The organism is Pseudomonas putida (assembly GCF_050990305.1).
Taxonomy (GTDB): domain Bacteria; phylum Pseudomonadota; class Gammaproteobacteria; order Pseudomonadales; family Pseudomonadaceae; genus Aquipseudomonas; species Aquipseudomonas putida_AH.
Map to the genome: position 1 here is coordinate 6,036,458 of NZ_CP158817.1, position 25,412 is coordinate 6,061,869.

A 25,412-nucleotide genomic window follows, 5' to 3' on the forward strand; every position below is an offset into this window, starting at 1 on the left:
GAGGAACCCCTGATGCGCGTAGCCCTTTACCAATGTCCACCGCTGCCGCTGGATGTCGCCGGCAATCTGCAACGCTTGCAACAGCTGGCGCAGGAAGCCAAAGGCGCCGATTTGCTGGTGCTGCCGGAGATGTTCCTGACCGGCTACAACATTGGCGTCGATGCCGTCAGCGTACTGGCGGAGGTGCACAACGGTGAGTCGGCGCAGCAGATCGCGCGCATTGCTCGATCTGCCGGCATCGCCATTTTGTATGGCTATCCCGAACGCACCGAGGACGGGCAGATCTACAACGCCGTGCAATTGATCGACGCCCAGGGCGAGCGTGTCTGCAACTACCGCAAGACGCACTTGTTCGGCGACCTTGATCGCTCGATGTTCAGCGCTGGGACCAACGAGTTCCCCATCGTTGAACTCAACGGCTGGAAGCTCGGTTTCCTGATCTGCTATGACCTGGAATTCCCGGAAAACGCCCGGCGCCTGGCCATCGACGGCGCCGAACTGATCCTGGTGCCGACAGCGAACATGATTCCCTTCGATTTCGTCGCCGATGTCACCGTTCGCTCCCGCGCCTTTGAAAACCAGTGCTACGTGGCTTACGCCAACTACTGCGGCCAAGAAGGCGATATCCACTATTGCGGCCAAAGCAGCATCGCCGCGCCGGACGGCAGTCGCATTGCCCAGGCCGGCCTCGATGAAGCGCTGATTGTCGGGGAACTGGATCGTCAGCTGATGGCCGATTCCCGCGCCGCCAATCGCTACCTCATCGACCGCCGCCCCGAGCTATACGGCGCGCTGAACAAGCGCTAATCCGCTAGCATGGGCACTTCACTGTTCTGGAAGTGCCCATGTCTGCGCCCAATCCCCCTCGCCCCCACACTGAAACCCTGGTCAACGGCCTGCGGGTGACACTGCGCCACGCGCCCGACCTGAAGCGCGTCGCTGCTTCGTTGCGGGTTGCCGTCGGCAGCCATGATGCTCCGTTGGCGTGGCCCGGCATGGCGCACTTTCTCGAGCACTTGTTGTTTCTGGGGACCGAACATTTTCCCACTGGCCAAGGGCTGATGGCCTACGTCCAGAGTCATGGCGGCCAGGTGAACGCACGGACCAGCGAGCGCACCACCGACTACTTTTTCGAGCTACCCCTACAGGCCTTTGCCGGTGGTTTGGAACGTCTGTCAGACATGCTCGTCCATCCGCGCATGAATCCGGAAGATCAGCTGAAAGAACGGGAAGTGCTGCACGCAGAATTTGTCGCCTGGTCGCAAGATGCAAAAGCTCAAGAGCATTTGGCGCTATTTGATGGGTTATCCGAGCATCATCCTCTGCGGGGCTTTCACGCCGGCAATCGCGACAGCCTGGTGGTTGAACAACCTGAGTTCCAGCAAGCGCTGAAGGATTTTCATAAAGGGTTTTATCAAGCCGGACAGATGACCTTAAGCCTGGCGGGCCCTCAACCCCTCGAAGAATTGAAGACGTTGGCCCAAGTGTTTGCCGATGCCATCCCCGAGGGCAAAGCGATCCCACAACGAGCGCCCGCACCACTGATGGATGCTTCTGAAAGAAGTTATCAACAGGTGAACGAACGTCGGTTGGATCTGTTGTTCGCCTTCGAAGCACTGCCCGACTCATCCCCTGAAGCTTTGGCGTTCCTGTGCCATTGGCTGAACACCGCAAAGCCCGGTGGACTGCTGGCCGAGTTGAAAAGTCGTGGCTGGATCGACAGCCTGAAAGCGAATCCGTTGTACCAATTCAACGGGCAGGCCTTGCTGCACATCGCCTTCACATTGAAAACCGCCGTGTCGCCAACAGTGATCCGCGAACAGCTGCTGGACTGGCTGGGCTTCTTCGCCCGGCAAGACTGGAAGGCGTTGCGCAACGAGTACACCACCCTGCTCCAGCGCCAGCAGCAAGTCAGCAGCGCCCTGCAACTGGCGCACCTGGACAATGAACAGCGGGAAACCGGGATATCCGAGCAAGGTGTGATCGCTCTCCAGGGCATCCTTCAACAGATCGGTGCTGTGGATAACTTCAGCGGCCACTGGCAATTGCCCACGCCCAATCCATTCTTGCAAAGCGAAGCGCCGGCTTCGAACGCCGGGCTGATTCGTGGCCAGACCAGCGCCCACCGTGGCCTGCGCACCTTTGCCCAGGATCGCTCGCGCAGCCGCCGCGAACGCTCTCCCATGCAATTTAGCCAGGCATTGCCGGATAACACCGACGAAGGGGCGGTTTACCTGCGCTGGTGCCTGGAGGCGACCCCCGGTAAGCACCTGCAAGCGAACCTCGAAAACACACTGCAGCCACTGCAAGAAGAGGCGCGCCAGGCCGGTGTGGAGGTTTCTTTCAACGCATCGGGAAACGAATGGTTGCTGAAGTTGACCGGATTGCAGGAGCCGATGCCTACGGTCCTGGAGCATGTGCTGAAATCGTTGGCAAACCCGGATGTGGGGAACGTTCAAGATGAACCGGCCCCCCTACCGATTCGGCAATTGCTCAAGGCATTGCCCGGTCACTGCCTTGAACACACCGTGGATTCGGATGACTTGCAGCCACTCTGGTCCAGTGCCCGCTGGGATGGCCTGGCGATTGGCCTTGGCCCCCAGACCCAGGCAGCCATGGGCCTGGCCTTGAGCCGCATTCCCGGCACACCGGACAGTCAACTGACATCAGCGCCATCGATCCACTCGCAACACCTCTGGCATAGGCTCGACACAGGTTCCAGTGAACACGCATTGCTGCTGTTCTGTCCGACAGCTTCGACGGACATCGCCGACGAAGCTGCCTGGCGTCTTCTAGCCCATGCCTGTCAGACGCCGTTTTATCAACGCCTGCGCGTAGACCTGCAACTGGGCTACGCGGTGTTCAGCGCCCTGCGCCAGATGCACGGGCAAACCGGGCTGCTGTTCGGCGTGCAATCACCCAGCATTGCGCCTGCGGATCTGCTGCAACACATCGAGAGATTCCTGAACGGGTTGCCGGACATGATCCTCGGCATTGATGACGCCGAACTCGTCACCTTGCGCCAAGCCTTGGCCGATCAATTCTCCGTTGAAGCGCTGCCTAACGCCCAGGCCACGGAGTTGCTCTGGCAGGGCAAATTGGCCAACCGCTCGTCGGATTATCTGCTGCGATTGCCCGAGGCGATACTTGCGATCGACCGACCGGCACTCATTGCCGCCGCCCAACGCCTGATTCAAGCCGAAGGCGGTTGGCGTTGCCTGTCCAGCGGGCCGTGCCCTGGCGCACCTTGGCAAGTGGCAAAATGATCATTACCAAGGCTGCAATTAACTTTCTCGAACATTTGCAGCCAATTCTTGTGAAATTTTAAGTAACATAGCTGCCTAACTATCTGAACATCTCCGTGTGGAGGTGGACTATATGTATAGGTCTTCACTGTCCCATCACCTTAAGGAACGCCCCCATGGCCTGGACCAAACCTGCTTACACCGACCTGCGCATCGGCTTCGAAGTCACCATGTACTTCGCCAGCCGCTAATCCCTGCCTTGGCAGACATGCAGCACAACGCCTCGGAGATCCCGAGGCGTTTTATTTTCAGCGTTGAAAGATTGGAGCCTCCATGTTCGTCCAGATTCTAGGTTCCGCCGCCGGCGGCGGTTTCCCGCAGTGGAACTGCAACTGCGTGAACTGTGCAGGGTTTCGCGACGGTAGCCTGCGGGCCCAGGCGCGGACCCAATCGTCCATCGCGATTTCCGATGACGGCGTGAACTGGGTGCTGTGCAACACCTCCCCGGACATCCGTGCCCAGCTCCAGGGCTTCGCCCCCATGCAACCGGGCCGCGCCCTGCGTGATACCGGCATCGCCGCGATCATCCTGATGGACAGCCAGATCGACCACACCACCGGCCTGCTCATGTTGCGCGAAGGTTGCCCGCATCAGGTCTGGTGCACCGACATGGTCCATGAAGACCTGAGCACCGGTTTTCCGCTGTTCACCATGCTGACCCACTGGAACGGTGGCCTGAACTGGAACCGCATCGAGCTGGACCAGAGCTTCAGCATCCCGGCCTGCCCGAACCTGCGCTTCACCCCGCTGCCCTTGCGCAGTGCCGCGCCGCCCTACTCGCCGCATCGCTTCGACCCGCATCCGGGCGACAACATCGGCCTGATCGTCGAGGACCTCAATACTGGCGGTAAACTGTTCTATGCACCCGGCCTGGGCAAGGTCGATGCGCCGTTGCTGGAGATCATGGCCGGCAGCGACTGCCTGTTGGTGGACGGCACACTGTGGGACGACGACGAAATGCAGCGCCGTGGCGTCGGCACCCGCACCGGTCGCGAAATGGGCCACCTGGCACAGAACGGCCCCGGCGGCATGCTCGAAGTGCTCGAGCAACTGCCCCAGCAGCGCAAGGTGCTTATCCACATCAACAACACCAACCCGATCCTCGATGAAGATTCGCCGCAGCGGGCGGAATTGGAACGGCGCAATGTTGAAGTGGCGTATGACGGCATGAGTATTGTGCTGTAGCGGATACCCCATCGCGGGCAAGCCTCGCTCCTACAAAAGATAGCGCTGCCCTGTAGGAGCGAGGCTTGCCCGCGAAAGCGTCCACCCAGGCACCCAAAAAACCACCGGTCGTACCCGGAGAACCGCAATGACCGACACCCCGATGTCCCCCGCCGAATTCGAAGCGGCCCTGCGCGCCAAAGGCGCCTACTACCACATCCACCACCCGTACCACGTGGCGATGTACGAAGGTCGGGCCACCCGCGAGCAGATCCAGGGCTGGGTCGCCAACCGCTTCTACTACCAAGTGAACATCCCGCTCAAGGACGCTGCCATCCTGGCCAATTGCCCGGATCGCGAGATCCGGCGCGAGTGGATTCAGCGCTTGCTAGACCACGACGGCGCCCCCGGCGAAGACGGTGGCATCGAAGCCTGGTTGCGCCTGGGACAGGCAGTCGGCCTCGATCCGGATCAACTCCGTTCCCAGGAGCTTGTGCTCCCCGGTGTACGCTTTGCCGTAGATGCCTACGTCAACTTCGCCCGCCGCGCCAGCTGGCAGGAAGCCGCCAGCAGCTCGCTGACCGAACTGTTCGCACCGCAGATCCATCAGTCACGCCTGGACAGCTGGCCGCAGCATTACCCCTGGATCGACCCGGCCGGTTACGAGTACTTCCGCACGCGCTTGGGCCAGGCGCGGCGTGATGTCGAGCACGGCTTGGCGATCACCTTGCAGCACTACACGACACGGGCCGGCCAGGAGCGCATGCTGGAGATTCTCCAGTTCAAACTGGACATTCTCTGGAGCATGCTAGATGCCATGAGCATGGCCTACGAACTCAATCGCCCGCCCTACCACAGCGTGACCGGGCAACGGGTCTGGCATAAAGGAATTACATTATGAGTTTCGATCGCAGCAAGACGCCGACCTGGCGTCCCGGCTACCGTTTCCAGTATGAACCGGCCCAGAAAGGCCACGTCCTGCTGTACCCGGAAGGCATGATTAAACTCAATGAAAGCGCCGCGTTGATCGGTGGCCTGATCGATGGTGAGCGTGACGTCGCGGCGATCATTGCCGAACTCGACCAGCAGTTCCCCGGCGTGCCCGAGCTCGGTGACGACATCGAGCAATTCATGGAGGTTGCCCGTGCAGAGCACTGGATCGAACTTGCCTGATTCATCGGTGCAATTACCGCCCAAACCTGAAGTCGGCCTGCCGCTGTGGCTGCTGGCTGAGCTGACCTATCGCTGCCCGCTGCAATGCCCGTACTGCTCCAACCCGCTGGATTTCGCCGAGCAAGGCAAAGAGTTGAGCACCGAGCAGTGGATCAAAGTGTTTCGCGAAGCACGGGAAATGGGTGCCGCGCAATTGGGCTTTTCCGGTGGCGAACCCCTGGTGCGCCAGGACCTCGCCGAGCTGATCGCCGAGGCGCGTAAGCTGGGTTTCTACACCAACCTGATCACCTCCGGCATCGGCCTGACCGAGCAGAAAATCAGTGACTTCAAAAAGGCCGGCCTCGATCACATCCAGATCAGTTTCCAGGCCAGCGATGAGCAGGTAAACAACCTGCTGGCCGGGTCGAAAAAGGCCTTCGCGCAGAAACTGGAGATGGCCCGCGCGGTGAAGGCCCACGGCTATCCGATGGTGCTGAATTTCGTCACCCATCGGCACAACATCGACAAGATCGACCGCATTATCGAGCTGTGCATTGCCCTTGAAGCGGACTTCGTCGAACTCGCCACTTGCCAGTTCTACGGTTGGGCGCAGCTCAATCGGGTTGGGCTGCTGCCGACCAAAGAACAACTGGTGCGCGCCGAACGCATCACCAATGAATACCGCGCCAAGCTCGAAGCCCAAGGGCATCCGTGCAAGCTGATTTTCGTCACACCGGACTATTATGAAGAACGCCCCAAGGCCTGTATGAATGGCTGGGGCAGTATTTTTCTGACCGTCACACCGGACGGAACCGCGCTGCCCTGTCACGGCGCCCGACAGATGCCGGTGCAGTTTCCCAACGTACGCGACCACAGCATGCAGCACATCTGGTACGACTCGTTCGGCTTCAACCGTTTTCGTGGTTACGACTGGATGCCCGAACCCTGCCGCTCCTGTGACGAGAAAGAAAAGGACTTCGGCGGCTGCCGCTGCCAGGCATTCATGCTCACGGGGGACGCGAGCAATGCTGACCCGGTGTGCAGCAAGTCGCCGCATCACGGCGTGATTCTCAAGGCCCGCGAAGAGGCCGAGCACGCGACCCAGACCATTGAACAACTGGCCTTTCGCAATGAACGAAACTCACGCCTCATCGCCAAAAGCTGAACCCCTCAGCGCCGCCAAAGCCGTCGCAGCCGGCATCGACTTCGCTGAACTGCAAGTCGGCCAACAGGGCCTGTACTGGAACGAATATCGCCCGGAGGATGCCGCCTGCCGTATTTGGCATTGGCGTGAAGGCATCGCGAACTGCCTGACGCCGCCAGGCTTCAGCGTGCGCAGCCGGGTGTACGAATATGGCGGTGGCGCGTTCTGCCTGACAGACGACGGGGTCGTTTTTGTCAACGAGGCTGACCAACAGCTGTATCGCCAATCTCTAACGGGCGAGCCTGTGGTCCTCACATCAGGTATTTGCCGCTACGGCGATTTGCAGTTTGCCAACGGTCAGGTGCTGGCCGTTGAAGAAAACCGCGACCGACACCGCCTGGTGGCGATCGATCTGGCTGATGGCAAACGGCATTTGCTGGTTGAGGGTGCTGACTTCTACGCGGCGCCTACGCTCAGCCCTGATGCGCAACGCCTGGCCTGGATCGAGTGGCGTCGTCCGGATCAGCCATGGACCGCAACCCGTTTGATGGTTGCCGAACGCCAACCTGACGGCGACTTTGGCCCGGCCCGTTGCATAGCCGGTGATGACGTTCAAGAGTCTGTGCAACAACCCCGCTTCGATCGCAGCGGCCGGTTGTTTTGCCTGACCGATCGCAGCGGCTACTGGCAACCCTGGATGGAATCGGCCATGGGTTTAACGCCTTTACCGAGCGCGGCGGCCGATCATGGCCCTGCCCCTTGGCAACTTGGCGGATGCACCTGGTTGCCGCTAGACGAAGACCGCTATCTGGCGAGCTGGACCGAAGGCGGTTTTGGTCGATTGGGTGTTTGCGGGCAAACCCGCGAAGAATTCACCGGCGACTACAGCCGCTTCCGCAGCCTGGCCCTGGATGAACACTTCATTTACTGCGTCGCCGCCTCACCGGTCAGCTCCTCGGCCGTGATCGCCATCGACCGCCAGACTCGGCAGGTCAAGGTCCTGGCCGGCGGCATTGCGCCGTTGCCTGCCGAGCAGATTAGTCGCCCACAAACCCTGCGCTACCCAAGCGGTTCAGGTGAGGCCCACGGTTTCTTCTACCCGGCGATGAGCGGCGAAGCCAAACCGCCATTGGTGGTGTTCATCCACGGCGGCCCGACCTCGGCGTGCTACCCAATGCTCGACCCGCGAATCCAGTATTGGGCGCAACGCGGATTCGCCGTGGCCGACCTCAACTACCGCGGCAGCAGCGGCTATGGCCGGGCTTATCGTCAGGCCCTGCATTTGAGCTGGGGTGATGTCGATGTCGAAGATGCTTGCGCGGTGGTCAACCATCTTGCCGATCGCGGATTGATCGACGGTGACAAGGCGTTCATTCGCGGCGGCAGTGCCGGTGGCTACACCACGCTCTGCGCGTTGGCTTTCCATAACGTGTTCCGGGCCGGCGCCAGCCTTTATGGTGTCAGCGATCCCGTTGCCTTAGGCCGGGCCACCCATAAGTTCGAAGGCGATTACCTCGACTGGCTGATCGGCGATCCCAAGCAGGACGCCGAGCGCTACGCCGCACGAACGCCGTTGCTACACGCGGGAAATATCTCGGTGCCGGTGATCTTTTTTCAGGGGGAACTGGATGCGGTGGTCGTGCCGCAGCAGACCCGCGACATGGTCGAAGCGCTCCAAGACAAGGGAATCCTGGTCGAAGCCCATTACTACGCGGACGAACGCCATGGCTTCCGTAAGGCGGGAAACCAGGCCCATGCGCTGGAGCAGGAGTGGTTGTTTTATCGGCGGGTGATGGATCTAGCGAACTAAACAGAAATCGCGCGCCCAATCGCGGGCAAGTCGGATCGCCGCATCGCTCGCTCCTACAAGGATTGATGATGCTCTTGTAGGAGCGAGCGATGCGGCGATCCGACTTGCCCGCGAAAGCGATCTACCTGACGCCGCCGAACTCAACGCTTGGCGATGATGTACACCGCATGCACGATCCCCGGAATGTAACCGCACAACGTCAACAGAATATTCAACCAGAACGCCCCGCCGAATCCCACTTGCAGAAACACACCCAGTGGCGGCAACAGAATGGCGATGATGATACGAATAAAATCCATGGGGTCAGCTCCTGATTGAAGTCGGCTCGGGTGAGCCATAAGCAATCGACCTGTGCGGCGGGTCAGGGTTCAGCCAAATCACTCAGGCCAGGATTTCCAGGCCATGTTTTTGAACAATGCTCAACAGCTTCAGCGCCATGCCGCTGGGGTGCTTATCCCCCGCTTCCCACTGTTTGACGGTGGAAGGACTGGTGTTCAAGTAGCGGGCGAAGACCGGCTGACTGACATTGTTACGCTCACGCAGGGCCTTGATCTGCTCTGGCGAGATGTCATCCGGAACCGTGGCAAGACATGATTCATCAAACTCACGCATGGTCGCCTTGCTAATTGCGCCGATGGCATACAGGGCGCTAGCCGATTCATGGATCGACTCGGCTATTTCACTTTTGTATTTTTTACTCATGGGGTATCTCCATAAACTCCTTGATATCCAGCAAACGTTGGATTTCGATCTCGGCTAGCCCTTCGTATGTCTTGGCTAATTCACGTAAGTCGGCCAAGTGCGTCGCAGGGATATTGCTCTGATCCTTCTTGGCATAGAGAAACTGATAAACACAGTAACGGTCACCCCTGGCTAAAAGAATCGACCGATGCCGATTGGCATTCAAACGCTTCTTCCAGACCCCACCACCGAGGTTTACAGCTTGCCCCCTGAGCATCTCGGAAAACGCCTCTCGAAGCTCGTCATCACCGATCCATGCCTTCGCAGCCTGCATTGCAAAACGTTTTGTCTTGAACAGCCTTGGTGACATTGGCATCCCTTCCCAAAAACATACCACCTGGTGGTATAGAATTCAAAGGCATCGCTACAGCTATGCCGTTGCGATGGCAGCGGCATTCCTTGCCGACGCGCCTATAAAAGGCCATTGATCCGGTAACCGCTCAAGCCGTAATCGCCGCTGGCAAAACCCGGCCACAAAAAAACGCCCCACGCCAAAAAAATCAGACGTGGGGCGCGCGTTATACCGCGAGACGGTTCAGGAATTTTGTGCAGGACGCGTCCGGTCAGACGGCAATCCCTTTACGGCACTGCACTTGGGCAGTACGTACGCGAGAGAAGGCGCGGGCCAGGCGCAGCAGCATTTCGTCGATGTTGGCCTTACTGACGGTCAGTGCCGGGGTAAAGCGCAAGCAGTCGGGCTTCGGGGCGTTGAGTAGCAAGCCTTCGTGCAGCGCCGCCTTGACCACTGCGTCGGCGCAGTCGTCGGACAGGGTCAACCCCCAAAGCAGCCCTTGCCCGCGCAACTCGCCATGACCATACCGATGGGATAAACGCTGTAAACCTTCTCGCAGGTATTGGGAAATTTCCCCGACATGCTCGAGAAATCCCTTTTCCTGCACGCCGTTGAGTACCGCCAGCCCAGCTGCGGTCATCAGCGCGTTGCCATGATGGGTGCCGCTCATTTCACCGGTGTCGAAACAACAGGCCGTGCCACGCGCCAGTAATGCCGCCAAAGGAACGCCACCGCCCAGTCCTTTGCCGAGCACGACGATATCGGCTCGTACACCGTAGGATTGTTCGGCAAGCAGAGTGCCGCAGCGGCCGATACCGGTCTGCACTTCGTCGAGGATCAGCAGAATGCCCAGCTCACGACACAAGCGCTCGACACCTTTGAGGTAATGCGCCGAAGCAGGAATGACCCCGGCCTCGCTCTGGATCGGCTCGAGCATGATAGCAACGGTCCGCTCATCCACGGCCGCGTGCAACGCCGGCAGGTCGTTGAACGGCACAGGGCTGAAGCCTGGCAGCTGCGGCTCGAATCGGTTGATCAGCGTCGAACTGTCCGACGCCGAAATCGTCGCCAGACTACGGCCATGACAACCGTTGCTCGCAACGATAATCCGCGACGCGCCACCGCGATGTTGCTGACCCCATTTGCGCGCCAGTTTGATCGCCGCTTCACAGGCTTCGCTGCCGGTGTTGAGCAAGTACGCCTGGTCGCTGCCAGTGCCTGCGCACAAGCGCTCGGCCAGGCTGAACATGCCGCGGTTGTGCAGGTTGAATCCGGGATTGATCAGCGACTGAGCCTGTGCGGCTATCGCGTTAACCAATGTCGTGGGGCTGTGGCCAAGGCTGTTGGCCCCGCCACCCTGGGAAAAATCCAGGTACGCACGGTCATCGCTGTCCCACAACCATGACCCCTGACCGCGCACGAAAACCTGCTGCGGCCGCTCGACACCGGGCATCAGGCACTCGCTGGAAAGGTGGTCGTCCCTGGTGGGAAATGAGGCATCCGCCACCAGATCATCAAGACTTGGTGGATGACGACGCAGGCTGAACAGGTTCATCCCTTCAGCCCTCGTTTGAGGTTTTTTGCCTTACCTATGTAAACACCATCGAAACAAACGGTATTCATCGCGCTCTGTGGCCCTGTAAGCCTTGTGAATGCGGTTAGACTAGGCTCAGACCGAGCGTAGAGCCATTTCGATTTCCGAGCATTTTCGATAAGTATTACTTATGGATTTCAAACAACTGCGTTATTTCGTCGCGGTATACGAAGAAGGCCATGTCGGCCGCGCTGCCGAGCGACTGTCCATTTCCCAACCGGCGCTGTCCCAGCAGATCCGTCATCTCGAACAAACCCTCGATGTCAGCTTGTTCGAACGCAGCAGCAAACGCCTGTTGCCCACGCTGGCGGCTCACACGCTGTACAACCACGCCTTGCCCTTGCTCGATGGACTGCAACGAGCTCGGGAAGCATTGGGGAATTTCAAGGGCCAGGCGCTGCGCACGTTGGCCATTGGTGTTTTGCAGACCGTGCATACCAGCCTGGTGCCGCAGATGCTCGAACGAGTACGAAAAGCGCAACCGCATCTGGTGGTGCAGATCTATGAGCTGACGGGACTTGAGATCGAGCGACGACTGCTCAATGGCTCGCTGGATATCGGCATCAGTTACTTGCCACCCCGGCAACCGGGACTGCATGGCGTGATGCTGTACGAAGATGAACTGACCCTTGTCATCCCGGCGGAACACCCACTGCGCGAATTCAAGAAGGTGTCCATGAGCCAGGCCGCCGAATTGCCCATGCTTTTATTGGGCGAAGAGTTTCAGGTGCGACAAATCTGGCAGGCGCAACTGGCAAACCTGGGGCGACGCCCGCAGGTTCAAGCCGAGCTGAACAACATGGTGGGGATTCTCGACAGCCTGCCGCACACGCGCCTGGCAACCGTGCTGCCGGGTCGCTCGCAAAAGGCTTATGACAATGAAGACCTATTGTGGAAACCCCTGAGCGAACCGCGGGTGCCACTCAAAGTCGGGTTAGTGTGTCGGGATGTGCAGCGACAACAAGCCTCGCTGGCGTTGCTGCGTACTTTGCTGGAGGAGGTGATGAATCGGCCAGATGAACGTTTGAACAGCTCACCTGAACTATAAATACTTTTTCGTAGGCATAAGAAAACCCCGCCGAGGCGGGGCTTTGCAGACTGTTTCCCTGACATCCATTTCACTCCGCCATCCTGGCAGAATCCTACGTGTCCGTGTTGTTGCTTTGCGCTTCCTGCGCGACGTCCATGTGAAGTAGATTAGCGGTGGATCCAATCTGCTTCTATGGGAGAAAAGCATTACGTCATGTAAGAGAATGCTTACATGACGTTACATTTGTCAGAACTGTGCGGCGTCCAGCAAAAACAGCGATTCGCTACCGGCTTTCACCGAGGCGCTCAATGAGTGAATCCGCGGCAACAGGCGGGCGAAATAGAAACGCGCCGTGCCCAGTTTGCTCGCGTAGAAATCGTCTTGCGCTTCCTTGCCCAATGCTGCCTTGGCCATCAATGCCCACATGTAAGCGTAGGCCACATAACCGAAGGTTTGCAGGTATTCCACCGACGCCGCGCCAATTTCGTTCGGGTTGGCTTTCGCTCGATCCAGCAACCACGCGGTCAGTTCATCGAGGGTTGTCACGGCGTCGTTCAACGGCTTGGTGAACTCCGCCAAATCAGCACTGGCGGTCGCCGTGAAATGACGAATCTCGTCAGCGAACAGGTTATAGAACGCGCCACCGCTGCCGACGATCTTGCGCCCCACCAGGTCCAGAGCCTGGATACCGTTGGTGCCTTCGTAGATCTGAGTGATGCGCACGTCGCGCACCAGTTGCTCCTGGCCCCACTCACGGATGTAGCCGTGGCCGCCGAACACCTGCTGGCCGTGGACCGTGGTTTCCAGGCCCAGGTCGGTGAGGAACGCCTTGGCCACCGGAGTCAGCAGCGCCACCAGGTCTTCCGCACGCTTGCGGGTGGCAGCGTCTTCGCTGAACTTGGCCGTGTCCAGTTGCATGGCCACATAAGTGGAAAACGCACGACCGCCTTCGTTCGCCGCTTTCATGGTCAGCAGCATTCGACGCACGTCCGGGTGGACGATGATCGGGTCAGCGACCTTGTCCTTGTTCTGCGCACCGGTTGGCGAGCGGCTTTGCAGACGGTCACGGGCGTACTCGACCGCGTTCTGGTAGGAGCGCTCGCCAGTGGCCAGGCCCTGGATGCCCACGCCCAGACGCTCGTAGTTCATCATGGTGAACATCGCCGCCAGGCCCTTGTTCGGCTCGCCGACCAGATAACCCACGGCTTCGTCGAAGTTCATCACGCAAGTCGCGGACGCCTGGATGCCCATCTTGTGTTCGATGGAGCCGCAACTCAACGTGTTACGCGCGCCCAGCGAACCGTCGGCATTGACCAGCACCTTGGGCACCAAAAACAGCGAAATGCCTTTCGGCCCCGCCGGCGCGTCCGGCAGCTTGGCCAGTACCAGGTGAATGATGTTTTCGGTCAGGTCGTGCTCGCCGCCAGTGATGAAGATCTTGGTGCCGCTGACCTTGTAGGAACCGTCGGCCTGAGGTTCGGCCTTGGTGCGGATAATTCCCAGGTCAGTGCCAGCGTGCGGCTCGGTCAGGCACATGGAACCGGCCCAGATGCCAGCGTACATGTTCGGCAGATACGCCGCTTTCAGCTCTTCGCTGGCGTGGGCGTTGATCGACAGGCAAGCGCCGGCGGTGAGCATCGGGTACAGGCCGAACGACAGGCTCGCGGAGTTCACCATCTCTTCAACCTGGGCCGAAACGGCTTTGGGCATGCCCATGCCGCCGTAGGCTGGATCACCGCCCACACCAACCCATCCGCCTTCAGCGTAGGTCTGATAGGCCTGTGGGAAACCGGCCGGTGTAGTAACGGCGCCATCCGCCCAATGGCAGCCTTCTTCGTCCGCCGCACGGCTTAAGGGGGCGATGCTTTTGCTGGTGACTTTGCCGGCTTCTTCGAGAATGGCTTCAACGGTTTCAGCATCGACGGTTTCGGCCAACGCCGGCAACTCGGCCCAGAGTTTGGCGACCTCGAAAACTTCATTGAGGACGAAGCGCATATCGCGCAGGGGCGCTTTATAGTCAGCCATGGCAAACCTCGCAAGATCTAATACAGGTGATTCACAGGAATGGTGCTTTCGATGTGTCCGAGTGTAACTCATCAACTTTTGCGACACATAGGGTCAGCACGTGACCGTTTTGTAATTTTTAGTCACAGACATTTACACATCAAACGCCATCGCGGGCAAGCCTCGCTCCTACAGTACCTCGTCGAACGCATGTTATGAGCTCGACAAAACTCTGTAGGAGCGAGGCTTGCCCGCGATGTTTTTCAAGCAGACGTGTCAGAGTGCAAACAACTGCGCCGGCAACTGCATCAAACACTCACTCCCCGCCTCAATGGCTGCGCGATGTGCAGCCGTGCGCGGCAGCAATCGCTTGAAGTAAAACTCACTGGTCGCCAGTTTTGCCCGGCAGAAATCGGCATCGCCGCTACCCGCATCAAGCTATACCTGCGCCACCAACGCCATGCGCAACCACAAGTAGCCGAGGACGATGTAGCCGCTGTACATCAGGTAGTCCACCGAAGCGGCCCCGACTTCATCCGGATTTTTCATCGCAGCCATGCCGATTCGGGTCGTCAACTCGCCCCATTGCTGATTCAGTTCGTTGAGTTGAGCCACATAACCGGCCAACTGCGGATGTTCCACGTTCGTCGTGCAAAACCTGTGAACGATCCTGGTGAAGCCTCGCAGCAGTTTGCCCTGACTGCCGAGGACTTTGCGTCCGAGCAGGTCCAGCGCCTGAATGCCATTGGTGCCCTCATAAATCGGCGCGATACGGCAATCGCGAACCAATTGCTCCATGCCCCACTCACGAATGAAGCCATGGCCGCCGAACACCTGCATGCCGTGGTTGGTCACTTCCAGGCCGGTTTCAGTCATGAAGGCCTTGCAGATCGGCGTCAGGAACGCCAACAGGTCTTCGGCCTCCTGACGCGCCGTCTCGTTCGCGCTCGGATGCGCGACGTCCAGCAGTTGTGCGGTGAAATACGTCAATGCGCGGTTGCCTTCATTGAAGGCTTTCATGGTCAGCAACATCCGCCGCACATCGGGATGAACGATGATTGGGTCGGCGGCTTTTTCCGGGGCTTTCGGCCCCGTCAGCGCACGCATCTGCAAACGCTCATTGGCGTACTTGATCGCCCCCTGGAAACTCGCCTCGCCCAGACACAACCCCTGCATGCCGGTACCCAGCCGTGCGTGGTTCATCATGGTGAACATGCAGTTCAGGCCCTTATTCGCTTCACCGATCAAAAAGCCCTTGGCCCCGTCGAAGTTCATCACACAGGTGGCCGAGGCCTTGATGCCCATCTTGTGTTCGATGGAGCCGCAGGACACACCATTGCGCTCCCCGGCTTCGCCCGCCGCATCGGGCAGGTACTTGGGCACGATAAACAGCGAAATGCCTTTGGTCCCCGCCGGTGCATCCGGCAGTTTCGCTAGCACCAGGTGAATGATGTTTCCGCTCATGTCGTGCTCACCGGCGGAGATGAAAATCTTGCTGCCGGTGACCGCATAGCTGCCGTCCGCTTGAGGCACCGCACGGGTCTTGATGAGGCCCAGATCGGTGCCGCAATGGGCTTCGGTCAGGCACATGGTGCCGGTCCACTGACCGGCAGTGAGTTTGCTCAGGTAAGTCTGTTTCTGCTCTTCGGTGCCATGGGCGTGGATCGCCGACATCGCGCCATGAGTTAACCCGGGGTACATGCCCCACGACGTGTTGCTGGACGCCACCATTTCGCTGATGACCAGCCCAAGGGAGCTGGGCAGACCTTGACCTCCGTACGCCGGATCTGCGGCCAGGCCATGCCAGCCGCCCTCCACATACTGGGCAAAAGCCTGTTTGAAGCCCGCCGGCGTCGTCACCACGCCATGGTCGAAATGACAGCCCTCTTCGTCGCCACTGCGGTTGAGGGGGGACAGCACGTTCTCACAGAATTTTGCGCCCTCTTCGAGGATCGCATTGATCATGTCGGGGCTGGCATCAGAGGCCCCCAGCGCCGCATAACTGCTGTGAAAGTCGAAGACGTGGTCGATCAGAAAGCGCATGTCGCGCAGGGGAGCTTTGTACTCGGGCATGGTCATTTCTCCGTCAGCAGATTTCTTCAACCTACTGCCGTCGCCCCTGCCCCACAATCACTGTCCAGACGCTGAATGCGCCATCATCACTCAGCCGTGGCAGCGCCCATACGCACAGCGCCACGACGGTTCTGCCCGAATGCCATCACGCAGTTACGTCCGGCGCCCTTGGCACTATAGAGCGCCTGGTCGGCGGACTTGAGTACTTCTTCGGGGTTGCGCTGCTCGATCCGTTCGGCGACGCCAATACTGACCGTGACCGAAACCACCGAGGCTTGGCCGCTCGAACGCCGCTGACGCCCCTGAGCATCATCCTGCGGGCGGCTGTCCTGATTGCGCAGGTGCATCTGGTAAGTGGCGATGGATTCGCGGATCACCTCCAGATGTGGCATGCACTCCTCAAGGGTCTTGCCGGCAAATACCATGGCGAATTCCTCACCGCCATAGCGATACGCCTTGCCGCCGCCACCGATTTTCGACAGCTTGCTGGCCACCAGTCGCAACACCTGGTCGCCGACATCGTGACCATGGGTATCGTTGAATTTCTTAAAGTGGTCGACGTCGCTCATGGCCAACACATAGTTGCGGCCCAGGCGCTGCATGCGCTCGTTCAATGCACGGCGGCCGGGCAGTCCGGTCAGTTCGTCGCGGAAGGCCATCTGATAGGCCTCGTGCGCGACGGCTGCCGCGATCATCAGCATCACTTGGCTGCACATGATGTTCAGGGTGAACGGCAGGATGAACGTCTTGGGCAACATCCAGAACAGCCCGAGCAAGCCCACCAGTTGCGCGGCATGCAGCGGTCTGGGATTGCGCCAATACTGCCAGGACAGCAACAGGAATGAAGCGATGAACACCGGGTACGACAGCTGAATCAGGCTCATCCAGGCACCGTGCAACGCCGGCCAGCGAATCTCCGACAGCCAAATCAGCAACGCCTGTGGGTAACTTTGCTCCAACCCCAAGGCCACGCTGCCCACCGCCAATAACACGGCGAAACGCGCCACCATGTCCTGGAACAGGTGCGTTCTCTCCTGCCATGCGGCGAATACTCCAAACAGTAAAGGCAGCAGCAGACAGCACAAATGGAAGACCACCGCGGCGTCTTCTCGCACCTTGCCGTTATCGCGGTAGTAGTCGGTTTGGGTATCGAGCAGGAAGTAGGCGGTGTACACCGTGACCATCAGAAACAGCTCGCGCTGGCGCCGGTAAACCGCGCAATAGGCACCACCGAGCAGCAGCACCAACGTCGGCAGGACGTTGAACAGCGAAGTGAAGAAGACGTTCAGATCCTTGACGTAAGCAGCTGCCAACCCCGCCAGCAACAGCAGCAATGACGGTAGGAAATGACTGAAACGTACAGCAGAAGAACGCGGCAAGGGTAAAGCTCCGGCCCGTCAGATCAATTGATGGCAATGTGCCAACTACTGTAACGGCAGAAACCTTAAATTGTTGAATGAATTACTGAGGCATTTACAAAAAAAGCGTCACTGACGGCCTTCGACCGCCAGTGACGCAAGGGGAGTTACTGTGGCAGGTCGTTATTGAACGGTTGCAGCGGCCCCTCTAGCGCAGGGCGACCCTCGGCACCGATAGGTTTGAGCTGAAACTCGGCGTCCTGCGCCTGACGGGTAGTGATTTTTGGACTGGCCGGTTTTTGCCCGACAGAGTTTTCATCGCCCTTGGCGCCTTGGGCGAGTACCAGCGATGGATGATCGAACGGCGCCCGTTCCCACGCCACACGTGGATCGGTCAGGCCGACTTCCATGAATTTGACCAGGGCATCGATTTCATCCTGTGTCAGGTTCAATGGAGTCATGTCCGGATCAAGGTTGGAGCCGTTGTGCTGATTGACCGCCGGGTGCTCGAAGCCACTGGTGTTGCTGGCATCTTCGCCACGCCGGTCGCCGCCGCGGTTGTAGAACTCCATGACTTGTTGCAGCGTGGCGCGGCTGCCGTTATGGAAGTACGGGCCGGTCAGCGCGATGTTACGCAGGGTCGGTGTCTTGAACGCGCCATCCACCGAGTCACGGAAGTTGACGTTGGGCTTTTGCGTAGCATCGCAGGGGATCGCTGCGCTCAACGGCGCTTCGAAGGTGCAGACATCGACTTCCAGCGGGTCGGGAATGTTCCCGCCTTGCAGTTGGGTGTTGTACTCACGGGTGAACGACAGCGGATTGCCCCAGGCATCCGAACCGCCGACTGCCAAGTCCTCCGAGGTCGGACGCACACCGGTATTGTAGAAACCGTTGTCATAGAGTGTGGTCAGGCCGTCCGCCATAACCATGCGCTCGATGCGTTCGCGAGGATGGAACAGCAAGCGACTGGCAGCGTTGGTCAGTTCCGGGCCACCGTGGCAGCTGACGCACTTGCCCTTGCCCAGGAACAGATTCAAGCCTTGCACCTGCTGCGCGTTCATGGCGGACTGATCGCCGTTCAAATAGGCATCCAGCGGCGCCTGATCGGAGACCAGCGTGGCTTCATACATCTGGATCGCCAGGCCGAAGAACAGCGGGAAGTTGGCCTCCATCTGAGTGTAAGGCGCATCACCCACCAACACCTGCTGCGTGGCATTCCACAACCGTGGCTGGAACGCGTTCTTGATCAGTTCGCGGTAGGTTGGCCGACGGGCACCGGACACCGGGCCCAATACCGAGTCGGTGGACGAAATCCGCTGTTGCTTGAGCATCAGCGTGTCGAGCATGCGCCGGCCGATGTCAGCGAAGGTGCGCCCGCCGCAGGACATCTCCACGGGGCTGCCGGGAGGCCCGACCGCTTGCGAGGCAGCGGAGGCATCCTTGAGTGCCAGCCGCACCTTAGAGGCCACGCCGCTGTTGTCTTTGGTGACGTAGATCCCGGCATCCGGGTCGCGGTTACCGAAGGGCGAGAAGCCGTTGAACACGTTGTTGGCGCGGCCATCCCAGAAGTTGCGCACGTTGAACGCGGCGTTGATCACTGACGGCGCGTTGCGCCCGGTGCTTCGCCGCACGTTGATGCCGCCGACCTGGAAGATCCCGTCCGGTTGCTGGATGCACTTGTCGAAACGCGCCTGGTGGGGCTTGACGAAGTTGGCGTCGAACACGCCCTGCGAGCCGATCACATCGTCAGTGGAATAGACGATAGGTGAGTTGCGGTCCAGCGGGTTGGACAGCACATGGGTCGGGAAGTCGGCTTTTTTCAACAGATAGTTCGGGCCGCCCTTGCCCCCGGACTTGGTGGTGTAGGACGGCACATCGCCGGGGATATCTGAAGCCGTGAAGGGCTTGTTGAAAATCGATGCGACGTTCGCGTTGGTGTTGGCTTGGCCCGGGTTGATCTGGTTGGTGTTTCGGTGATCGACCCCGGCGTGGTAGTGGCAGGACGCACAAGCGGTGGAGCCGTCACTGCCGATTTCCATGTCCCAGAACAGCGCCTTGCCCAAGAGGATCGCCGCCGAACGGTTGGTGACATAGTCGCTCATAAGATCGACCTTGCGCCCGCCCTCGGTGCCCGAGGGGTCAGGGGGGGTCAAGCCACGCAGCGATTGCAGCATCGGCACATCCAGTGCGGGTGGAACCGTCCCGGCCGGATCAGCGGCCCAGGCATTCATCTCAGGCAGACCGATAGCGAGCAGAGTCATCGCCATCGCACAAGCCAAGCGGGTGGATCTTAAGGTGCTCATGTCATTAACCATGATGGCGTTCCCGATTCAGTACGGAGTAGCCAGGCTCCGTGATTACCCTGTTGCGAGATGAACTATCGGCCATGAATCTTGCTGCTCGCATCCGTCTCCCGAACAACTAACTATTGTTTCGGCAATACGAGGCCTGACTGGCAAAGAACACTCTTGGCTCAGGATTTTTTATCATTGACTTTTCACGCCACCAAGGACGCTTGACACTACTTTAGCTGTAACAAAAAATTTCAACAGCAGAATAATCAAAATTTTTTCTTATTGAGAATGCAATTAAATACCGTCACTACAAGGCCCACTCACTTCCGGTGAACTTACCCCCACAATTGGGGAATATTACCCAAAGCCGTGCAAACCTTGCCCCACGCTTAATACATAACCATATGTAATTAAAGGAAAAAAACCACTAAATATCTTTCAATGAAAACCTGGCAGGACAATTGCTAAATAGCCAATGAGTAGCGAAAGTTACTGACAAGGTCACCCGCACTTAAAGTGACCAACAACGGAAACCTCTCATAAAAGCCATACTTCTCGCGTGCATAATTAGCACTGCGCGAGCTATGGCTTTTCTTATTTATCGAATCCAAAAAACTTTACGACTATCACCAAGTGAAACTTTTTATTGCAATCATGCTTCGCCAGGAGTACATATAGGCAACGTTTCTCATTTAGTACTCATGACGAGAAAACCCAGCACTCAGATTAACTTTCACCTCGCACATCCCGAACTTGGGTATATATCCCCCCCTATAGTGGTGAATATCCATTCGGCCATGTTTCGCTCATTTCCCTCAATTTTTCATGCAGCCCGCATTCCCCGTGCGCTGGCGGCCATTTGTGTCTGAATGTTTCAAAACAGGCACGACACCTGCTTTGCACGCATCAGGCTCAAGGAAAGGCTTCTCGCGATTGCGTCCGTAACCGGCCGATGCATCGCAGGTTGGATGTATCAAAACGGCAAGTGCCAACTGCACACAGGCACTTTTACCGTTGGATCGAGCCCCATCCGACACTCACAGTTTTGCGCCTTTTTGCGCAGGAATCAGCGCATCAACAGAGCTGTGAAGCGATTGGCCGGCAACTGGTCCTGCCTTACTCTGGAGAGAGAACCATGAACTTATTTGCAAAAATAAAACCGCTCGCCACGCGCCCCGCACTGATCGCCAGTGCGGTCGCCCTGGCAATGCTTCTTGGAGGAGGGGCCGCCTATGCCGCGAAAGGTGCGCCTGGGGGCGGCGGAGGTGGTGGTGGTGGCGGTGGTGGCGGCGGAACCGCCAAGCCTCCCACCAAGGGGGCGGTGGCACCATTCGCCACACCCACGCTGCCTGATCCCGTCTTCACTGACGCTACTGCGATTCACGGCTTCGACGTCACAGGCTTTATCCAGGACATGACGGTAGATTCCCCCGCCGACACCTGCCCGGGGGCTACCGTCCCGGTGGAGCGCAGTGGCGGCAAGATTGTGGTCAATGGCACGACCATTACCGTCCCTTGCAACATGATCATCCAGATGCCGGCCAATACCCTGAGTTGGCGCGATTTCGTCAACGGTGGAGCATTGGGGCTCAATAGCACCCGGGCTTACCCATCGTTCGAGATCCACGTGGTGGGCAATACCGTCAATGGCAAACAGATCGCCGGGTTGATCGATGTCTCCCAACAGACAACCCAGACAGGCAGCGGCTACATCAGCCGGATCGACCTGGACACTGGCAATATCGAGGTGACCAGCACCAACTCGCCGCAGCCCACGATACTGCAGATCAACGACCCGAATGGACGCTTCGGCCGAGTCCGGACCGCAGACCCGCGCTTCTCCGTGGATGATGCCAACCCGACCATTCACGCAGCCACCGGCTTTCCCATGTGTGTACCACGTAGCGCCGATGACGCATTGTGCCCGCAGACAAACCGGCCACTGGCCAAGACGCCGACCACAACCAATAACTGCCGCAATTTCAGCCAGGCCGGTGTCAGTCCGCTGCCGGCCAGCGGTGAATTGAGCCCACCGGCGCTGGGCCAGACTTATTGCAGCCAGTTCGTCATGAAAGCGGTAGCCGACGCGACAAGGCTCCCGACAGATCCTGATCCGCGCCAGCAAGCGCCTTTCGAAGTCGGCGACTTCATCAGTTATTCCGGCACCCTGTTCAAATCGACAACCTCCGGAAGTCCGGACTTCATCTCTGCCCACACCATCGAAGCCAACGTCGGTATCTACACGCAGCCCGGCACGCAGCCAAGCTACCTGTCGATCGGCGAATTCGGCATCGGCAGTGCCGATCCGAACCCGGTCGCCGTCAGTGGCGTGGCCCAGGAAACCCAGGACCGGATGTTCCTTGAAACATCGACAACCGACATCCTGACGCCGGTGGATATTTACCTCATCGATGTGGACAACAACGGCGCGGAACATAACCGTTGGGTGACACCCTATGAGATGACCGGCGAATGCAATCCCGCACTGACCCTGGCAGCGACTTGCCGTGGTGTTTCGGGCGGCATTACCACCCAGAACACCGGTGCTCAACCACAGCGTGCCAGGTTGCGGGCGACCAAGGCGCCAACCGGACTGCTCAGCCAGCCGACTCGGACCCTGCGGGTGATGGCGCGCTCAATGTGCGTTCCGGACCCGAACAATCTGTCCCAGGCCCTGGTGGACAACTGCCTCGCCAGCCAAGCTCCAACGGCCAATGGGCTGATCGCGGGGCAATACGTGGCGCCGGTGTTCGAGTTCATCTTTCCGGAGAACGTCAAGCCGGGCGACCCTGTCGTTCCCAACGACTTCTGGCATCTGCCGTTCATTCGCAATGGCGAAGGTTCCGCCGTCCCAACGGGTGCCGGACCACTGGCCCCTACCCCATGGTGAGCAACGCCTGACAATGGCGCAAAAAAAACCGCCGCTCCCGAAAGAGCGGCGGTTTTTTTTGAAGAACTGCGTCAGGCCTTAGTAGCCCAGCGCGAAATCTTCTTCTTTCATGTCCATCAGGTTGTTGGCGCCCGACAGCATGGTTGCTACGTGAGTGCGGGTACGCGGCAGGATGCGCTGGAAGTAGAAGCGCGCGGTCTGCAGCTTGGCGGTGTAGAACGCCTCGTCAGACGTACCGGCAGCCAGTTTCTCGGCAGCCAGGCGCGCCATGTCGGCCCAGAAGTAAGCCAGGCAGGCGTAACCGGAGTACATCAGGTAGTCCACGGAGGCCGCGCCGACTTCTTCGCGGTCTTTCATGGCGGCCATACCGACCTTCATGGTCAGCTCGCCCCACTCCTTGTTCAGTGCAGCCAGCGGTGCGACGAACTCTTTAACGGCTTCGTTGCCTTCGTTGGTCTGGCAGAACTTATGCACGATCTTGGTGAAGCCTTTCAGGGCCTCGCCTTGGGTCATCAGCACTTTACGGCCCAGCAGGTCGAGTGCCTGGATGCCGGTGGTGCCTTCGTACAGCATGGAGATGCGGCTGTCGCGAACGTTCTGCTCCATGCCCCACTCGGCGATGAAGCCGTGGCCGCCGTAGATCTGTACGCCGTGGTTGGCCGATTCGAAACCCACTTCGGTCATGAAGGCCTTGGCGATTGGCGTCATGAAGGCCAGCAGGGCGTCGGCTTTCTTCTTCTCTTCTTCGTCCACGCCGTATTTGACGATGTCGACCTGTTTGGCAGTGAAGTACACCATCGCGCGGTTGCCTTCAGCGAACGCCTTCATGGTCAACAGCATGCGGCGTACGTCTGGGTGCACGATGATCGGGTCAGCGGCTTTGTCCGGTGCTTTCGGGCCAGTCAGCGAACGCATTTGCAGACGATCGCGAGCGTATTTCAGGCCGCCCTGGAAGCCGATTTCGGCGTGGGCCAGACCTTGCAGAGCAGTACCCAGACGCGCGGTATTCATAAAGGTGAACATGCAGTTCAGGCCTTTGTTCGCCGGACCGATCAGGAAACCCGTCGCGCCGTCAAAGTTCATCACGCACGTGGCGTTGCCGTGGATGCCCATCTTGTGTTCCAGGGAACCACAGGCCACCGCGTTACGCGCACCGACCGAACCGTCTGCGTTGGGCAGGAACTTCGGCACGATGAACAGGGAAATGCCTTTAGTACCGGCCGGTGCATCCGGCAGGCGGGCCAGCACGATGTGGACGATGTTGTCGGCCATGTCGTGTTCGCCGGCCGAGATGAAGATCTTGGTGCCGGAGACTTTGTAGGAACCGTCGGCCTGAGGTTCGGCCTTGGTGCGTAGCATGCCCAGGTCAGTGCCGCAGTGCGGCTCGGTCAGGCACATGGTGCCAGTCCATTCGCCGGACACCAGCTTGGTCAGGTAAGCCTCTTGCTGCTCAGGGGTACCGTGCTCGGAGATGGTGTTCATCGCACCGTGGGACAGGCCAGGGTACATGCCCCACGACCAGTTGGATTCGCCCACCATTTCGCTGATGGCCAGCCCCAACGATTCCGGCAGGCCTTGACCGCCGTGCTCAACGTCGTGGGCCAGGCTTGGCCAGCCGCCTTCGACGAATTGCTTGTAGGCCTCTTTGAAGCCAGTCGGGGTTTTAACGCCGGACTCGCTCCAGGTGCAGCCTTCGAGATCGCCCACGCGGTTCAGCGGAGCCAATACCTGCTCACAAAACTTGGCGCCTTCTTCGAGAATGGCGTCAACCATGTCCGGAGTTGCGTCTGCGCAAGCCGGAAGGCTCTGATAGTGCGCTTCGTAGCCGAGCAACTCGTCACGAACGAAGCGAATATCACGCAAGGGGGCCTTGTAGTCAGGCATAGCGATAAACCTCTGCTGATGTAACCGGGAATGAACGACCGCGTTGATTTGTTATGGCGGTCAAACAGTTGTTTGAAACATACGTTTACGCCTAAATCTTGTCAAGCGTCGATCTTTTGCCGTTCGCCAATGCTTGCTGGGCAAGCACGCGCGCAGCAACGCAACGCCGTTGCTCAAGCAACACGCCATGAAGGAAAGAATAGTTTGCAAATAAGGACTTACGATGAAAAACGCCGCGAATGATCGCGGCGTCAGCAGTGCGGGTTCAGCGAAGAATCAGGCGAAGGTATCGATTAGCGTACCGAGTACTTCATCGGAAGCCTTGGCGACTTTGACGCCCAGTTCCACCTGAAATTTGCCCTGGGCCATGTCCACCACGTCGCTGGTCACATCCGATTGCTGGCTGCGATCGACTGAACGCAGCCGCTCGGCTTGAATCTCGGAGGATTGACTGGTGAGCGAACGTTCCAGGGTGGTGTTGGCGATCTGCCCGGCGGCTTGATCAACGCGGTTCTGCCCCGTCTGAATAGTGCTCAGACCGGCATAAAAAGCGGTATTTCCTGAGATTTCCATGGGAGAACTCGTCCTTGTGAAGGATCAACAGTGGCCATTGAAACAGACATGCCCGGGAAATACCCGTCAAAAACACTAATGGCACAGTGCCTTGTCATAGCCAA

At 59.0% G+C, this 25,412-nt stretch carries 19 protein-coding genes and 1 pseudogene; 10 read left to right on the forward strand and 10 right to left on the reverse strand.

Features of this window, described 5'->3' with window-relative positions:
- Positions 1–12 precede the first annotated feature (12 nt).
- The 8 genes from ABTV22_RS27490 (at position 13) to ABTV22_RS27525 (ending at position 8,575) form a co-directional block, all read left to right on the forward strand.
- A complete protein-coding gene (locus ABTV22_RS27490) occupies positions 13–807 on the forward strand; it encodes a carbon-nitrogen hydrolase family protein (RefSeq protein WP_433737455.1) in 795 nt (264 codons plus the stop codon).
- Positions 808–845: 38 nt separating this feature from the next.
- Positions 846–3,266 (forward strand): pyrroloquinoline quinone biosynthesis protein PqqF, encoded by a 2,421-nt coding sequence (gene pqqF / locus ABTV22_RS27495; RefSeq protein ID WP_433737456.1) that lies wholly within the window; start codon positions 846–848, stop codon positions 3,264–3,266.
- Between the two features lie 155 nt (positions 3,267–3,421).
- Entirely contained in the window at positions 3,422–3,496 is a 75-nt protein-coding gene (gene pqqA, locus ABTV22_RS27500; RefSeq protein ID WP_003444522.1) for a pyrroloquinoline quinone precursor peptide PqqA, read from the forward strand.
- An 82-nt stretch (positions 3,497–3,578) separates the two neighbouring features.
- Positions 3,579–4,490 carry a pyrroloquinoline quinone biosynthesis protein PqqB gene (gene pqqB / locus ABTV22_RS27505; protein WP_433737457.1) on the forward strand — a complete coding sequence of 304 codons (912 nt, stop codon included), beginning with the start codon at positions 3,579–3,581 and terminating at the stop codon, positions 4,488–4,490.
- A gap of 127 nt (positions 4,491–4,617) precedes the next feature.
- Positions 4,618–5,370 (forward strand): pyrroloquinoline-quinone synthase PqqC, encoded by a 753-nt coding sequence (gene pqqC / locus ABTV22_RS27510; RefSeq protein ID WP_175387559.1) that lies wholly within the window; start codon positions 4,618–4,620, stop codon positions 5,368–5,370.
- Entirely contained in the window at positions 5,367–5,642 is a 276-nt protein-coding gene (gene pqqD, locus ABTV22_RS27515; RefSeq protein WP_433737458.1) for a pyrroloquinoline quinone biosynthesis peptide chaperone PqqD, read from the forward strand. Before pqqC ends, pqqD begins: the two co-directional genes overlap by 4 nt.
- A complete protein-coding gene (gene pqqE / locus ABTV22_RS27520) occupies positions 5,614–6,786 on the forward strand; it encodes a pyrroloquinoline quinone biosynthesis protein PqqE (protein WP_433737459.1) in 1,173 nt (390 codons plus the stop codon). The genes pqqD and pqqE overlap by 29 nt, the downstream gene beginning before the upstream one ends.
- The gene (locus ABTV22_RS27525; RefSeq protein WP_433737460.1) at positions 6,752–8,575 is read left to right on the forward strand and encodes a S9 family peptidase; all 1,824 of its coding nucleotides are present in this window, start codon (positions 6,752–6,754) and stop codon (positions 8,573–8,575) included. Before pqqE ends, ABTV22_RS27525 begins: the two co-directional genes overlap by 35 nt.
- A 140-nt stretch (positions 8,576–8,715) precedes the next feature.
- Here ABTV22_RS27525 and ABTV22_RS27530 read toward each other — a convergent pair whose 3' ends face one another.
- From ABTV22_RS27530 to ABTV22_RS27545, 4 genes are all read right to left on the reverse strand, one after another.
- Positions 8,716–8,874, reverse strand: a complete 159-nt coding sequence (locus ABTV22_RS27530) for a YqaE/Pmp3 family membrane protein (protein ID WP_003228885.1) — start codon at positions 8,872–8,874, stop codon at positions 8,716–8,718.
- Positions 8,875–8,956: 82 nt separating this feature from the next.
- On the reverse strand, positions 8,957–9,277 hold the full coding sequence (locus ABTV22_RS27535) for a helix-turn-helix domain-containing protein (RefSeq protein WP_433737461.1): 321 nt from the start codon (positions 9,275–9,277) through the stop codon (positions 8,957–8,959).
- Positions 9,270–9,626 (reverse strand): type II toxin-antitoxin system RelE/ParE family toxin, encoded by a 357-nt coding sequence (locus tag ABTV22_RS27540; RefSeq protein WP_433737462.1) that lies wholly within the window; start codon positions 9,624–9,626, stop codon positions 9,270–9,272. The genes ABTV22_RS27535 and ABTV22_RS27540 overlap by 8 nt, the downstream gene beginning before the upstream one ends.
- A gap of 253 nt (positions 9,627–9,879) precedes the next feature.
- Positions 9,880–11,163, reverse strand: a complete 1,284-nt coding sequence (locus tag ABTV22_RS27545) for an aspartate aminotransferase family protein (RefSeq protein WP_433737463.1) — start codon at positions 11,161–11,163, stop codon at positions 9,880–9,882.
- A 169-nt stretch (positions 11,164–11,332) separates the two neighbouring features.
- Here ABTV22_RS27545 and ABTV22_RS27550 point away from each other — a divergent pair, with 169 nt between their 5' ends.
- Positions 11,333–12,250 (forward strand): LysR family transcriptional regulator, encoded by a 918-nt coding sequence (locus ABTV22_RS27550; RefSeq protein ID WP_433737464.1) that lies wholly within the window; start codon positions 11,333–11,335, stop codon positions 12,248–12,250.
- Positions 12,251–12,478: 228 nt separating this feature from the next.
- Here the strand turns inward: ABTV22_RS27550 and ABTV22_RS27555 are convergent, their stop codons facing one another.
- From ABTV22_RS27555 to ABTV22_RS27570, 4 genes and pseudogenes are all read right to left on the reverse strand, one after another.
- Positions 12,479–14,257 carry an acyl-CoA dehydrogenase C-terminal domain-containing protein gene (locus ABTV22_RS27555; RefSeq protein WP_433737465.1) on the reverse strand — a complete coding sequence of 593 codons (1,779 nt, stop codon included), beginning with the start codon at positions 14,255–14,257 and terminating at the stop codon, positions 12,479–12,481.
- Between the two features lie 255 nt (positions 14,258–14,512).
- Positions 14,513–16,309, reverse strand: a pseudogene (locus ABTV22_RS27560) (acyl-CoA dehydrogenase C-terminal domain-containing protein).
- Positions 16,310–16,395: 86 nt separating this feature from the next.
- The gene (locus ABTV22_RS27565) at positions 16,396–17,688 is read right to left on the reverse strand and encodes a diguanylate cyclase (RefSeq protein WP_433737466.1); all 1,293 of its coding nucleotides are present in this window, start codon (positions 17,686–17,688) and stop codon (positions 16,396–16,398) included.
- A gap of 146 nt (positions 17,689–17,834) precedes the next feature.
- Positions 17,835–19,928 carry a cytochrome-c peroxidase gene (locus ABTV22_RS27570; protein ID WP_433741523.1) on the reverse strand — a complete coding sequence of 698 codons (2,094 nt, stop codon included), beginning with the start codon at positions 19,926–19,928 and terminating at the stop codon, positions 17,835–17,837.
- Between the two features lie 1,168 nt (positions 19,929–21,096).
- On the opposite strand from ABTV22_RS27570, the gene ABTV22_RS27575 reads away from it, so the two are divergent.
- Positions 21,097–22,851: a hypothetical protein gene (locus ABTV22_RS27575; protein WP_433737467.1), complete on the forward strand. Its 1,755-nt coding sequence runs from the start codon at positions 21,097–21,099 to the stop codon at positions 22,849–22,851.
- 78 nt (positions 22,852–22,929) lie between these two features.
- Here the strand turns inward: ABTV22_RS27575 and ABTV22_RS27580 are convergent, their stop codons facing one another.
- A complete protein-coding gene (locus ABTV22_RS27580) occupies positions 22,930–24,735 on the reverse strand; it encodes a phenylacyl-CoA dehydrogenase (protein WP_433737468.1) in 1,806 nt (601 codons plus the stop codon).
- Positions 24,736–25,011: 276 nt separating this feature from the next.
- Positions 25,012–25,308 (reverse strand): pyrroloquinoline quinone biosynthesis protein PqqE, encoded by a 297-nt coding sequence (locus ABTV22_RS27585; RefSeq protein ID WP_433737469.1) that lies wholly within the window; start codon positions 25,306–25,308, stop codon positions 25,012–25,014.
- Positions 25,309–25,412: the final 104 nt, after the last annotated feature.

Bases quoted from the DNA above. Each gene is read 5' to 3' on its own strand.
- pqqB (WP_433737457.1), top strand. From the start codon at position 3,579: ATGTTCGTCCAGATTCTAGGTTCCGCCGCCGGCGGCGGTTTCCCGCAG.
- pqqD (WP_433737458.1), top strand. From the start codon at position 5,367: ATGAGTTTCGATCGCAGCAAGACGCCGACCTGGCGTCCCGGCTACCGT.
- ABTV22_RS27540 (WP_433737462.1), bottom strand. From the start codon at position 9,626: ATGTCACCAAGGCTGTTCAAGACAAAACGTTTTGCAATGCAGGCTGCG.
- ABTV22_RS27490 (WP_433737455.1), top strand. From the start codon at position 13: ATGCGCGTAGCCCTTTACCAATGTCCACCGCTGCCGCTGGATGTCGCC.
- ABTV22_RS27585 (WP_433737469.1), bottom strand. From the start codon at position 25,308: ATGGAAATCTCAGGAAATACCGCTTTTTATGCCGGTCTGAGCACTATT.
- ABTV22_RS27570 (WP_433741523.1), bottom strand. From the start codon at position 19,928: ATGACTCTGCTCGCTATCGGTCTGCCTGAGATGAATGCCTGGGCCGCT.
- pqqF (WP_433737456.1), top strand. From the start codon at position 846: ATGTCTGCGCCCAATCCCCCTCGCCCCCACACTGAAACCCTGGTCAAC.
- ABTV22_RS27550 (WP_433737464.1), top strand. From the start codon at position 11,333: ATGGATTTCAAACAACTGCGTTATTTCGTCGCGGTATACGAAGAAGGC.
- ABTV22_RS27580 (WP_433737468.1), bottom strand. From the start codon at position 24,735: ATGCCTGACTACAAGGCCCCCTTGCGTGATATTCGCTTCGTTCGTGAC.
- ABTV22_RS27525 (WP_433737460.1), top strand. From the start codon at position 6,752: ATGAACGAAACTCACGCCTCATCGCCAAAAGCTGAACCCCTCAGCGCC.
- ABTV22_RS27575 (WP_433737467.1), top strand. From the start codon at position 21,097: ATGAACTTATTTGCAAAAATAAAACCGCTCGCCACGCGCCCCGCACTG.
- ABTV22_RS27535 (WP_433737461.1), bottom strand. From the start codon at position 9,277: ATGAGTAAAAAATACAAAAGTGAAATAGCCGAGTCGATCCATGAATCG.
- ABTV22_RS27530 (WP_003228885.1), bottom strand. From the start codon at position 8,874: ATGGATTTTATTCGTATCATCATCGCCATTCTGTTGCCGCCACTGGGT.
- ABTV22_RS27555 (WP_433737465.1), bottom strand. From the start codon at position 14,257: ATGGCTGACTATAAAGCGCCCCTGCGCGATATGCGCTTCGTCCTCAAT.
- pqqC (WP_175387559.1), top strand. From the start codon at position 4,618: ATGACCGACACCCCGATGTCCCCCGCCGAATTCGAAGCGGCCCTGCGC.
- ABTV22_RS27545 (WP_433737463.1), bottom strand. From the start codon at position 11,163: ATGAACCTGTTCAGCCTGCGTCGTCATCCACCAAGTCTTGATGATCTG.